At 38.3% G+C, this 13,628-nt stretch carries 11 protein-coding genes and 1 other annotated feature (1 of these 12 cut by a window edge); all 11 genes read right to left on the reverse strand.

The genetic code is table 11. The features are described from left to right. Positions 1–11 (reverse strand) — a binding site (T-box leader); it reaches 219 nt to the left of the window's first position. 444 nt (positions 12–455) lie between these two features. The 11 genes from ytxC to CWR48_RS16910 all read right to left on the reverse strand — a co-directional run bounded on the left by ytxC (position 456) and on the right by CWR48_RS16910 (position 13,446). Then, entirely contained in the window at positions 456–1,322 is an 867-nt protein-coding gene (ytxC, locus tag CWR48_RS16860) for a sporulation protein YtxC (RefSeq protein ID WP_115774494.1), read from the reverse strand. A gap of 260 nt (positions 1,323–1,582) precedes the next feature. Continuing rightward, a complete protein-coding gene (dnaI, locus tag CWR48_RS16865; protein WP_115774495.1) occupies positions 1,583–2,509 on the reverse strand; it encodes a primosomal protein DnaI in 927 nt (308 codons plus the stop codon). 5 nt (positions 2,510–2,514) lie between these two features. Further along, positions 2,515–3,876 (reverse strand): replication initiation and membrane attachment family protein, encoded by a 1,362-nt coding sequence (locus CWR48_RS16870; RefSeq protein WP_115774496.1) that lies wholly within the window; start codon positions 3,874–3,876, stop codon positions 2,515–2,517. 122 nt (positions 3,877–3,998) lie between these two features. Next, on the reverse strand, positions 3,999–4,460 hold the full coding sequence (nrdR, locus tag CWR48_RS16875; RefSeq protein ID WP_115774497.1) for a transcriptional regulator NrdR: 462 nt from the start codon (positions 4,458–4,460) through the stop codon (positions 3,999–4,001). Positions 4,461–4,475: 15 nt separating this feature from the next. Then, the gene (locus CWR48_RS16880) at positions 4,476–4,892 is read right to left on the reverse strand and encodes a cytosolic protein (RefSeq protein ID WP_342772474.1); all 417 of its coding nucleotides are present in this window, start codon (positions 4,890–4,892) and stop codon (positions 4,476–4,478) included. 214 nt (positions 4,893–5,106) lie between these two features. Then, positions 5,107–6,141 (reverse strand): glyceraldehyde-3-phosphate dehydrogenase, encoded by a 1,035-nt coding sequence (locus CWR48_RS16885; protein ID WP_115774499.1) that lies wholly within the window; start codon positions 6,139–6,141, stop codon positions 5,107–5,109. A 715-nt stretch (positions 6,142–6,856) separates the two neighbouring features. After that, positions 6,857–7,459, reverse strand: a complete 603-nt coding sequence (gene coaE / locus CWR48_RS16890) for a dephospho-CoA kinase (RefSeq protein WP_115774500.1) — start codon at positions 7,457–7,459, stop codon at positions 6,857–6,859. A gap of 12 nt (positions 7,460–7,471) precedes the next feature. Then, a complete protein-coding gene (mutM, locus tag CWR48_RS16895) occupies positions 7,472–8,299 on the reverse strand; it encodes a DNA-formamidopyrimidine glycosylase (RefSeq protein WP_115774501.1) in 828 nt (275 codons plus the stop codon). A 12-nt stretch (positions 8,300–8,311) separates the two neighbouring features. Next, a complete protein-coding gene (gene polA / locus CWR48_RS16900; RefSeq protein ID WP_115774502.1) occupies positions 8,312–10,948 on the reverse strand; it encodes a DNA polymerase I in 2,637 nt (878 codons plus the stop codon). A 441-nt stretch (positions 10,949–11,389) separates the two neighbouring features. After that, positions 11,390–12,754, reverse strand: coding sequence for a two-component system histidine kinase PnpS (gene pnpS / locus CWR48_RS16905; protein WP_115774503.1), 1,365 nt, complete (start codon positions 12,752–12,754; stop codon positions 11,390–11,392). Beyond that, on the reverse strand, positions 12,751–13,446 hold the full coding sequence (locus tag CWR48_RS16910) for a response regulator transcription factor (RefSeq protein ID WP_115774504.1): 696 nt from the start codon (positions 13,444–13,446) through the stop codon (positions 12,751–12,753). Before CWR48_RS16910 ends, pnpS begins: the two co-directional genes overlap by 4 nt. Positions 13,447–13,628 lie beyond the last annotated feature (182 nt).

Raw genomic sequence — 13,628 nt, forward strand, 5'->3', positions numbered from 1 at the left:
ATTACTTTTCATAAGTTTCGATTACTATATTGGAATTATAGCGCTAATTTTTTCAGAATGCAACTTTATTTTTGGCTATTTCTAATAGATTGTTGTTTTTAGTGATGAGTAGTTGATGTAAAGAGCGAACTAGTGACAATTGTAATTTTAGATTTTGCCAGCAGTTACTATTCGTACGAGGGTCTCCAGTATTTTGCTACAATCGACGTCGATAGTCCGTGGTTTTGTCATTCTTTTGACGTTAGATTCTGCACTACCCCCAGCGGAAAAAATACACGAAGACTCCTGCGGGAAGAAGAGCCTAGGTGAGACTCTGAAGTGCGATAGCACAAAGAGGCTCACCAGCTCCCCGCGGAAAGCGAAGTGTATTTTTGGAGCGGTGGATCAGGTAGCAAAATATCATCCTAAGTTAGTTCGCACTTTAAATAAAATCAGCACACCATACGAAAAGAATCTTATTTTTGATCATTATTTAAATAATAGGTAAAGGGAAAATGGCGTAGTGCTTGAAACTCAACTTTCTCCTGAAACACATTAATCACGGTTAAGGTCTTTGGCTCAGATGGATCATCACCATATATTTTGATTTTTCTTGGGGTCATTGCTACTAATGGAGCTAGATTCATTTCATTTTCATCCAATCCGACAATATAAAGGGGTTCTTTTTGCATCAACATACGTAATTCTATATTTGTAAACGGCTTTCCACTTTCGTTATAAAATGTAAAGTTATTCCCTTGAATAATATGAATAACGGGTAGTAATGCTTCCTTCTTGGCAATATATTCACGGAGCGTGTTAATAAAGCTTTGATGATCTTCTTCTCGTTTAAATTCATCAATGGCAATTCCAACATAATGAATCAGTTCATCCTTAAACGCTTTAAGGCGGAACTTGATAATCGATTCATAATGAATAACTGCTGTTTCTTCCATACAGGCAATGAATATGGTGGTTAAAAAGTGACTCGGGTCCTTCGTGCGATCTGCTCTACTATTTCTCAGCTGGAGACTGTCGCCATCACCTCCCGCATAAATCCACGCCGTCAGGTCATGAATCCGTTCAATTTCATCGGGATTCGAATAATAATAAATGTCCTCAATGATTTGCTTTATCATCGTTCCCAATCGGTGGATGATGAATACGTCTGCCATTGATTTAGCAATCATGTCCAACAATCCAGCATGTACCATTTCAAATTGGATTTCATTCCCCCATTCTTCATTCGTTTTCCAGTTAATTTCTATATTTTTTGTATGACGAAATAATTGCTCACAAAAACTGATAACTTCTTGCTCAGATTCAATGTATACCGTTAACATTCGTTTCACCCTCATCCACACCAAACTGTTACATTATATGGACAAAGTAGTGAAAAAATGATTAATATGCGAATCTAGTGAAAATTTCAATTTAGTAGGTGACATTCTTATTGTTTCTTAGTATTGGTAGAAATGCTCCTACATGATTATGTGAAAAATACTACACCAAGACTTCTCAACAAAATAGATACATTTTCAAAAGCGTCAAATTGCAGCCATTAAAAATAGGAAAAAGCCCTATTAGATCGTAAGGCTTCTCCCTATTTCCGCCTGTTTGCACCAAATACTGCAACAGGTTCACTCACTTGTTTAATCCGTTCGATAATCCGACCTGCTTTTACTGTTTCGATGCCATTTTTCGTGGTTGCTAGCTGTCCCTGAAGCTGTTCGAGATCATAATTCGACGTAAAGAAAACAGGGAGCCGTTCCATCATCCGATACTGCAGAATCGAACCAAGTATTTCATCACGAAACCATGCAGACTGTACTTCCGCACCAATATCATCCAGCATTAAAATATCCGCATTCTTAAAGCGGTCGATTTTCTCATTTACAGAATCATCTTTGAATGACCCTTTAATTTCTCGAACAAATTCTGGCATGTAAATAATCATCGATGAAATATTTATTTTCTTTAATTCATTAGCAATTGCACCTAGGAAATACGTTTTTCCCACTCCAAATGGCCCGTGAAAATAAATCCCTTTTCTCGGCAGTTCTTTACTTGCTTCGCGAATAAACCGAAATGCAGCCGCAACAGCATCATTTCGTTCTTGATCATTGTGCAAATCATTAATCGATGCTTGCAAAATTTCTTTCGGTACATGGACACTTTGAATGAGCTTTTCTTGATCACGCTCTTTTTCATACATTAACCGACTATGGCATTTTTCATAGGATAGGTGGAGTTCATTATTCTCGACATGTAATATCGGCGAATAGCCAGGAAGCATGTTTTTACATTCCGCAAATCCTGCACAATGATTACATTGCTTCGACTGGGTTTTATATTCATATAACTTAATTAAGCTTTTATTTATTTCTTGTTTCGTTAATTCAGGATGAATCGATAAAAACTCACGAATCTCCGGATCATGAAGTACATCATTTCTTATATTGACATAGTTTTCTTGAAAATTCTTATTCTCTTTCATCCATTTCTTTAATGTTGATTGGATTGGTTCCATAGCAATCATCCTTGAGATCTATTTTTATTGGACATAGCTTTTCCACTGAGTAGTGCTTGCAGTTCTGCTTTTTCTTTTTCTAAATCGATAACAGTTTGTGAAGCTTGCTGTACCACTTTCTTCTGCTTCGCATTGTTGCGCTCTTTAAACCAATCGGGAACAATCTCTTTCGATAGCGTCTTATAATTGTAGCTTGTCTTTTGCTTGGCACTCTTCTGGAATTTATTTTGCTCCGATTTCGCAAATTCCATCGCTTCTTTTGCCGTTTTAATATTGGCACGTGACCAGTGGCTGGCAATTTTCTCTAAATACGCCTTCGATAGCTTCATATTCGATTGTAATAAAACATAGTGTACGAGCACATTCATCACAGGCGCTGGCAAACCTTGTGAGACCATCACTTCACGAATTGCCTTTAAATCTTGCTCCGATGCTCGGTTACCACCTGACAGATCCTCTAATAATTGCTTCGGTGAAATGGATTCTAATTCATGGATTAACATTTCTTCCTTCGTCTGCGGTTCCGTCACCTGCTGTTTCGGTTCAATGCGCTTTGTCGTTAAATGGATTGGTACTTCATAATGCTTCGATTTAAATAAATCATGGCATGCAGTTTTAAATTCCTCGGTATCAAGTAAATTTTCTTCCGTTAATGCCCATAAAACAGACTTTTCAACCTCATTACTGTCCAAATCATATAACATTACCATTTGTGAAATCAGCTTCCGATTTTCTTGTGTTAATACCTTGCCTACCGGAATGAACCGCTGCTTTAGCATTTGCACAATCCATGAAAAATCGATTGTGGCATCGTTACGCGTTGGTGCCTGATTGGTATTTTCCTTCGGCTTAGCCTCTTCAATTGACGGTGTAAAGGTTTGGAAAACATCACCAAATGCGACCGTGATATTCTCACCCAAATCACCCGGTGCAATTTTATGATAATGACGTTTTAATGCATGAAATTTCGTGTCGCCAATTTGATGCAGAAGCAACTGGGAAAGCATCGCATCCTCGAAAAAGTTGCTCGGTGCAAATGGACTTAGTAACTCATACGTAAAAACCGTTGCATCTTCTTTTTGCTTTTTAAAGGTAGTTAAGAGACCGATGCCTTCTAGCTTCAATCTTGCTTTGTATATTTCATCTAATGGGATATTCAAATAATTCATTAATGTGTGATGGGTTTGAGGAGAAGAATCGGATTGCAGCTCCATTTCATGTAACAAGGTTAGATATAATGTGACTGCATGTACACCAATTAACGGTTGATAGAGATGTGCCAATGATTTTGTATAATCGATTGGTAAGCATTCTTGTAAGATGACATAATACCCATCAACTGGTAACACTTTTCCTAAATATTTCAAATAACCTCACCCTTTTTCATTATCAATCGTTTTTATTTGTAGGTAGATAAGTATAAAACCTTTCTCACTACATAAGTGCAACTAAGGCCGTCACCTAAAGGCTTGGGTTAAACCTAAGTTTTCTAATCCTTATCGGTTCCAGCTAATCCTTTTAGCTCTTCCAAAAACACCGTAATATCCTTGAACTGGCGATATACGGAGGCAAAGCGAACATAGGCAACTTCATCGACCTTTGACAGTCGCTCCATTACCATTTCCCCGACATGATCACTTGCAACCTCAGATGATCCAGAATTTCGTAACTCCTTCTCGACATCAGATGCAATCCCTTCGATTGTTTCTAGTGGAACTGGACGTTTCTCACATGCCCGAATGAGTCCACGAACCAATTTTTCTCTGGCAAATTCCTGTCTTGTGCCGTCTTTCTTCACGATAATTAATGGGGCTTGTTCCATCCGTTCAAATGTAGTAAAACGGAACCCACATTCTTCACACTCTCTCCGCCGACGAATCGATCTGCCTTCATCTGTCGGGCGAGAGTCAAATACCTTCGTATTTTTATTATTGCAATTGGGACATTTCATTACGTTCAACCCCGTTCATGTTAACAATCGTTTTGCTTTTGCTTCGGTAATTAATGGTAATTCTTTATCGATTAACACATATAATTGTTTGATTAATTTTGTACTATAGCCAAAATCTATCGGAATCATCGACTCTGTAGTTACAGAAAAATCGACTGCTGTTCGAAATGGCCGTACCATGATTACTGTTAACACAATAAACACTTTTCTCCCTTTTGTCGCAACGATTCCTATTTCCCCATGCTCTTCTGAGATAGAGTTTACTTTAAAACTATCGGAATTAGCAATAAGTTCTTCAATTTTTTTTAATGCTTTATCTTTTGTTGTTTTATAATAACGTGTTTGTAGTGATGTATCCCAATGATCTTCTTTTGTTTCAGCGTGATTACTAAAATATTTGGATAATGTATTGCGGATAGACAATCGCCACACCTCATTAATATTTTTTTTAAAACTTATGAGTATCTTTATCGTAACTAATAGTTTAACATATTTCGTCCAATTCCTCTATCAGTATATTAAAATTCAATTTTAGAAGTCCCCATTTAGCGACATTTGGCAATTTCTAGCAAACAGCCGCACCAACGTTTTATATCATAATTACTAAAAAGTTCAAAAGCCACCTAGTAAAATAGGTGGCTTTCCATTATGCGATTGTTGCCGTTTCTTTTTCTGTAATGAAAGTCCCAATGTAGCTTGCTAAATCAAGTACACGTCTAGAATAGCCCCACTCATTATCATACCAGGCTAGTACTTTTATTTTATTCCCTTCCATAACGATTGTTGAGAGCCCATCAATCGTTGCAGAATACTCTGTCGTCGTATAATCGATTGAAACAAGTGGTTCATCACTAAAATGAATAATTCCTTGCAATTCCCTGCTCGCCGCTTGTTTAAATGCTTCATTTACTTCTCCCACTGTCACAGAAGATTCCACATCAACAACAAGGTCGACTAAGGAAACATTTGGCGTTGGCACCCGTAATGATAGACCATGCAGTTTGCCATTTAAATGGGGCAAAACCTCTCCCAATGCTTTCGCTGCCCCCGTTGAAGTTGGAATAATGGACTGTGTACAGCTACGTGCTCGACGTAAATCCTCATGTGGGTTATCTAAATTTTTCTGATCGTTTGTGAAGGCGTGCACGGTTGTCATCAATCCATTAATAATGGAAAAACGTTCATCAAGCACTTTCACTACTGGTGCTAAGCAATTCGTTGTACAAGATGCATTGGAGACGACATTGTCTGTTGCCGGATCGTACGTATCCTCGTTTACGCCCATTACAATTGTATTATCCACTTCTTTTCCAGGTGCTGTAATGACTACTTTCTTTGCCCCTGCCCCAATATGTAGTCCAGCACTTTCCCTCGTCGTAAATTTCCCTGTCGCTTCAATCACTACATCGATATTAAGGCGTTTCCATGGCAGTAAGCTCGGTTCACGAGAACTGACGATTTCAACGAATTGACCTTCGATTTCAAGACCATTTTGCAACGCCTTCACATCTTTGTTATAAATGCCATGAATACTGTCATATTTAATTAAATGTGCGAGAGTCTCTGGTGGATAGCTTGCATTAATTGCAACTACTTCTAATTGCTGATCGCTCATTGCTTGACGAAAAACCATTCTGCCGATTCTGCCAAAACCATTAATAGCAACACGTGTCTTCACCATTCCGATTGAATCCCCCTAATATGTTATACTTAAAACTATTTTATCGTAATTAGTATAACATATTTAAATGATTATGTTACTCGTTTTAATATTTTTGTACAAAAATTGGCTCTTTTTGATTTACTATTATAAAGTGAAACTTCATTAATTGAACAGTATCGGGATTTTACTGGCTGTTGATCCCACACTTACTATTCTTGAAGCGGGGGTCTTACAGCCAGTTAATTCGGGAAAAATTGAAGCTTTTCTCTAAACGAATCGTATATGTAAGTAAATATAGAAATCTAAATGATATTTTTTCAGCAACCTTAATCATTATACTAGCTATACTTGTAGGTTATGCTTTTAGTTAGTGCTTATTTAAGAGGAAGTATAAAGGTCAGCACATTGCTTCACTCAATGAATTCATTCTTAATAGGAGGAGAGCGAATAATGAATAAATACGTTAAACCAATATTGAAGTAAGTGTCAAAATGAAGGATGGAAGTGTTCAAACACTTGATTCAATGACTAGCTTTAGTGAAAATGGAGGGACCACTGTTAAATTCCTCTCTCCTTTACCTTTAGATCTATCTAATGTCCGTTCGATAAATATTATCGGTAAGGAAATCGTTCTTTAAGTAATTACACAGACCTAAAAGGCTCAGTAAAAATTACTGAGCCTTTTTGCTAGTTAATGATAAAATTGAATCGGATATGTGGTCATTCTTTTAGACTACTTGCCTACTTGCCAATCACTTAATATCTGTTCCAGCTGTTCATACGATTCTTGTTTACTGCCATTATTATTGATCACCGCGTCTGCAAGCTTTGCTTTTTCCTTTACTGGTAGCTGGGAAGCGATTCGTTGCTTTGCTGCTTGTTCCGTAAAGCCGTCTCTCTCCATTAATCGCTGCAATTGTACTGCTTCATCGACATACACAACGATTGTTTTATCAACTAATGCTGTCAATTTGCTTTCGAATAATAAAGGAATATCGAGGACGACACAGCGAACGCCTGCAGCAATTAGCGCATCTCGCTGTTTCATCATCTGTTTTCTAACTTCCGGATGGACGATGTGATTTAATGCCAGTCGCTTTTCTTCCTCAGCAAAAATGATTGAACCTAGTTTTTTTCTGTCCAATGTTTTATCTTCTCTTACAATTGCTTCGCCAAATGCTGCTACAATTCTTTCATATGCCGCTTCGCCAGGCTCTACGACATCCCTTGATATTTTATCGGCATCAATCACTGGAATCTGAAAGTCATTGAACATGAAGGAGACAGTACTTTTCCCACTGGCAATGCTACCTGTTAGACCGATTACGAGCGCCATAACATCCACCCCTTATCTTTTTTGACATGTCGGACAAATATGGGTCCCACGTCCGCCTACCTTTGATTTAACAATTTCGTCACCACAATGCTTACATGCGGTCCCTTCTTGTCCATAAACAAATAGCTCTTGCTGGAACATTCCCATCTCCCCGTTTCCATTCACATAGGAGCGGATGGTTGTTCCACCTTGCTTGACCGCATCGCTTAACGTTTCAACTGCTGCTGCTTGAATCCTTTTGATTTCATCGTCTGATAATTGATTGGCTTGCTTTAATGGATGGACCCCTGCTTTAAATAAAGTTTCATCAACGTAAATATTGCCAAGACCCGTAACAATCGTTTGATCGAGCAGCACGAGCTTAATGACTCTCTCCGTTTTCCTGAGCTTTTTTGAAAAATAATCAAATGTAAATGCCGCATCAAATGGCTCTGGACCTAATTTCTTTAATGGATTATGCAGCATTTCCTCTCCCTTAGGGAAAACATGCATCGTTCCAAATTTCCGCACATCGTTATATCTTAGTTCTTCTCCATTCGTGAAGGAAAAAACGACATGTGTATGCTTCTTCATTGGATCATCTGCAGGATTTACACTATATTTTCCTTCCATCCGTAAATGCGATACAAGGACGTAATGATCAAGATGAAAGAGGAGAAATTTCCCCCTTCTTGTCATATCCTGGATAGTTTCGCCAATTAATTGCTCTTTAAATACTTCCAAATCATCTGGTTCTTTAATAATTTTTGACCAGTTAACGGTGATATTCTCAATCGTTTTACCGATTACGAATGGTTTCAATGTATTCTTGATTGTTTCTACTTCTGGTAATTCAGGCATACTTCATTCCCCTTATTTCGCATCAAACCAGCTGTCACCGTAAGCATAATCGACCTTGAGTGGAACGATTAATTCAACGGTGTTCTCCATCATCGCTGGGACTATTTCTTTTAATTTCTCGATTTCTTCTTTCGGTGCTTCTAAAATCAATTCATCATGTACTTGAAGCAGCATTCGTGCTTGCAGCTTCTCTTCTTTTAATTTTTCATCCAAATCGAGCATTGCTTTTTTAAGTATATCTGCTGCACTACCTTGAATCGGCGTGTTCATTGCCGTTCGTTCTGCAAAGCTTCTTAAGTTAAAGTTTCTGCTCGTAATTTCTGGCAGATAGCGACGGCGATTCATAATTGTTTTCACATAGCCATGTTGTTTCGCTTCTTGAACAATATCTTCCATATATTGCTTCACACCAGGATAGATGTCAAAATAGCGATCAATAAAGCTTTTCGCTTCTTTTCTTGGGATGCCTAGGTTTTGTGAAAGGCCATAATCACTAATTCCATAAACGATTCCAAAGTTAACGGCCTTTGCTTGACGCCTCATATTTGATGTTACTTCGTCTTTTTCTACATGAAAAACTTCCATCGCTGTTTGCGTATGAATGTCGAGATCACTCTTAAATGCCGCAATCAGCTTCTCATCATTCGCGATATGGGCAAGCACACGTAATTCAATCTGCGAATAATCGGCAGCAAACATAATCCAATCCTTCTCTGACGGTACAAATGCACGACGGATTTTTCTCCCCTCTTCCAGGCGAATCGGAATATTTTGCAGGTTCGGGTCAATTGAGCTAAGTCTTCCTGTTTGTGTCAATGCCTGGTTATAGCGTGTATGAATTTTACTTGTATCCTTATTCACTACCTTTAGTAATCCTTCAATATACGTCGATTGCAGCTTTCCTAATTGACGATACATTAAAATCTTCGGAATGATTTCATGTTCATTTTCCAATTGTTCGAGCACATCTGCAGCAGTTGAGTATCCTGTCTTCGTTTTCTTAATAGCCCGCAGCCCTAATTTTTCAAACAGGATCGGCCCAAGCTGTTTTGGTGAATTTAAATTAAATTCCTCTCCAGCGAGATCATAGATTTCTGCTTCGAGATTCGCTAATCTTTCCTTCAAATCTACGCCCATTTCCTCTAGTCGACTTTTATCAACTAAGACACCTTGGGATTCCATTTCACCTAGAATAAGCGCGAGTGGCATTTCCAAATCAAGTAATAAATCTGCTTGTTCATTTTCTTCAAGGAGTGCTTCCATTTCCGGTTGTATCGCATAGAGTGCATTCGCTTTCCTCGCAATATGCTCGGACAATACAGCTGTTTCCGGAACCTTCTGCTTCGCACCTTTACCATAAACTTCTTCATCAGATTTTGCCATCGCCTTACCCATACGACTTGATATCGCTGGAATGTCTAGGTTATTTTCAGATGGATCAAGCAAATAAGATGCAAGCAGCATGTCAAATGTGATTCCTTTAATATGGATGTCATGTCGCAGTAAAGCTACGAGGGTTTTCTTCGCATCAAAAACAGATTTCTTCTTGCTCTCGTCCTCTGCCCAATCTTTAAATGCAGCCGATTTAATCGCAAGCTCTGTCGGTATAAAGTAAGCTGCATTGTCATTAACAAGCCCGATGCCTTCGATTGCTGCTTGGTGGTAGTTCTCACCGAGCATCTCAATAACGACCGCTTCTTTACCAGTAAACATAGCGGCGCTAATTTCCTCAACAATTGTATAGTCTATTTCATCTAAACTAACTGTAGCTTCTTCCACACTTTCTTCACCAGTCATTTTATTAAGTAGCGACTGGAAGCCCAGCTCTTTAAAAATCCCGCTAACCTCACTTGGCTGATATTCCGTATACTTCGCATCATCAATCGTTACATCTATTGGTGATTCACGATTGATCGTCACGAGCTCCTTACTCATAAATGCATCCGCTTTATACGTTTCAAGATTTTCCTTCAGCTTCTTGCCGCTTACCTCATCCAGATGTGCATAGACTTCTTCTATTGTTTCGTACTGCTTTAATAACTTGGTCGCTGTCTTCTCACCAACACCGGGAACACCTGGAATATTATCAGAGTTGTCCCCCATTAATGCTTTTAAATCAATGATTTGCTTTGGCGTTATTTCCATTTTTTCCAGCATATAGCTTGGCGTATATTTCTCAACTTCGCTAATTCCTTTTTTTGTAACATTAACCGTTACAGTCTCGTCAACGAGCTGCAGCATATCCTTGTCCCCAGAGATTACCGTTACATCAAAGCCCTTATCCCTTGCCTGCTTTGAAAGGGTTCCAATAATATCATCCGCTTCATATTGCTCAAGCTGATAATGCTTAATTCCAAATGCTGTAAGCAATTCTTTTAAAATCGGAAACTGCTCCGAAAGTTCCGATGGTGTCTTCTGCCTGCCGCCTTTATATTCCTTATAGGTTGCATGACGAAATGTCGTTTTCCCTGCATCAAATGCCACAAGCATATGTGTCGGCTTTTCTTCCTCGAGCATGCGGAGCAGCATCGTTGTAAATCCGTAAACCGCATTCGTGTATACCCCCTTATCATTGTTTAAAAGTGGTAACGCAAAAAATGCGCGATAGATCAAACTGTTTCCGTCCATTAACACTAATTTATTCGTCATAAATTCAATTCCTCCAAAAAAATTATCTTTAACGCTATTTTATCATTGTCTCCAATGAAAGAAAAATTTTAGAAAACTAGACTTAATTTAGGTTAACGATTGCTCTGGGGCCAGTCGCTCCGGAAATACACTTCGCTTTCCGCGGGCGGCTGGTGAGCCTCCTTGTGCTACCGCACTTCGTAGTCTCACCTAGGCCTTTCCTCCCGCAGGAGTCTCCGTGTATTTCCTACGCTGGGTTAGTGCTAGTATCTATAGTTTTCCATTCCACTATAAGATAAATTTGCGTTTCCCTATGATTCGCGACTGTCCTTCGCTACAATCAACACAGCTGATATTTCGTAGTTTATATCACTACTTGAAAAAACAGCAATCAAATTAGAAAATAGCCCCTATTAAAGAAGAAACACCCTCTTATATTTAGAGGATGCTTCTTATTATTTATTAAAGTGGCAAGTAAACATGCATGCTTGTCCCTTTATTTACTTCACTTTCGATTTCAATTTTCCCTTCATGAACCTCGACAATATGCTTCACAATCGCGAGACCAAGCCCTGTTCCACCGGTATTTCTACTTCTTGCCTTGTCAACGCGATAGAAGCGCTCGAAAATTCGTGAGATTTTATTCTGATCAATGCCGATTCCTGTATCAGAAACATTAATATGGACGTATTCGTCTTTCTTTTCAACTTTTAAGTAAATCTGACCATTTTCCGGCGTATAGTTAATCGCATTATCCAGTAAATTAATGAAAATTTGCTTCACACGTTCTTTATCCGCCTTGAATATAACGTTTTCCTCCATGTCCACGTGAAGGGTGAGTTTCTTTGCTTCCGCATGGTACATAAAGGTTGGAATGAGATCCTTCGTAATATCCTTCACATTTACCGTATGCAACACAAGGCGGAAGTTCTCGGTTTCAAGTCGAGAAAGGGTAAGTAAATCTTCTATTAAGAGCTGCATTCGGTTGCTTTCGTTATAAATAATCCGAAGAAAATCTCTTGTTGTTTCCTCATTGCTCATGCCACCATCAAGTAAGGTTTCAGCAAATCCCTTGATCGATGTAATCGGAGTACGGAGCTCATGCGAGACATTCGCGACAAAGTCCTTGCGCATGGATTCTAACTTTTTTAACTCGGTGATATCTCGGATGACGAGTACGGCGCCTTTTAAATTATTATGTTCATTAAAAATTGGGATACCCGATATTTCATAATAAAATCGATTAATTCCGATATAATGGGTAAATGATTCTTTTATATTCTTTTCTGATACAAATGCCTTTTGAACTGCTTTAATACATGCATCATTATCCAAGATATCGTAGTATAACTGGTCTTGATAGTGCTTCAATTCCCCACCAAACATTTCGATAAACTTCTGATTGATGAGCTGGATATGGCCTCTTTCGTCAATTAAAATTAAACTGCTTTCTGTATTATTGACTAATGTATTCAGCTGTTCCAGCCGCAAATCCTTCTTCATTGTGAGCTGATTCAAGTTACTAGCAAGTCCATTAATTTTCGTATTTAACGCCCCAACCATCGTATCTGGATTATTAAGCAATCTTACATCATAATTCCCCTTCTGAATCTCTTCCATTGTCTCGATTGCCTTCTCAACCGGTTTAATAAACGCCTTTGAAAAGTACGATAGCATCACTAAAAAAATAATATATTCGATTATTAAAACGATTGCTAACACTAGATAATTATCCATGAAAGGAAAAAGGACAGCACCAGTTCCGAGCACAATAAAGAACAATATAATCACATATTGGAACAGCGGCTTCTGAAACAGCTCGTTCATTGGGCAGGATCCTCTAATTTATAGCCAAGCCCTCTAACGGTCTTAATGTAGATTGGTTTCTTCGAGTTTGGCTCAATCTTATCTCGCAAATGGCTAATATGTACGTCAACAATTCTTGTATCCCCAACAAAATCATAATCCCAAACCCCGCTGAGCAATTGGTCTCTCGAAATGACTTTCCCTTTATTACTCGCTAAATAAAACAGCAATTCAAATTCCTTTCTCGTGAACGTAATCACATTGGAATGGACCTCTGCCTCATATCGTTCCGGGAAAATCGTTAAATCGCCGACTTTCAATTTATTAAAACTCGTTTGTGTCGTTTTTTTCGTTCTACGTAAGATTGCCTTAATTCTTGCGACAACCTCTTTTGGACTAAATGGTTTGGTTAAATAATCATCTGCACCAAGCTCCAGACCAAGGACCTTATCAAACTCATCATCCTTCGCTGTAAGCATTAAAATCGGCGTCTCATTCCGATTGTTCCGCAAATGCTTGCAAACCTCCATCCCATCCATTTCAGGAAGCATTAAATCGAGAATAATTAAATCATACTCGTTATTCTCCGCTTTTTGGATTGCTTCTAAGCCATCATATGCAATGTCTGTTGAAAAACCAGCCTTTTCGACATTATAATTTAAAAGTGTAACAATTGGTTTTTCATCATCTACGATTAGTATTCTCTGACTCAAGTAAGAAACCCCCTATAATATGCTCTCTTCAACTAGCGAAAAAGAAATCTCACCCCCATCTTATCATGAAACATGCATATTATATTAATAATAAGATATTGTAAATAAAATTTTACACTTGTAGCTTTATTATATCGTTTATTCACCGTCACATACATGTATCAACCCAATTATTGACTTAA

Source organism: Oceanobacillus arenosus, from assembly GCF_003369575.1.
GTDB classification, from domain to species: Bacteria; Bacillota; Bacilli; order Bacillales; family Amphibacillaceae; genus Oceanobacillus; species Oceanobacillus arenosus.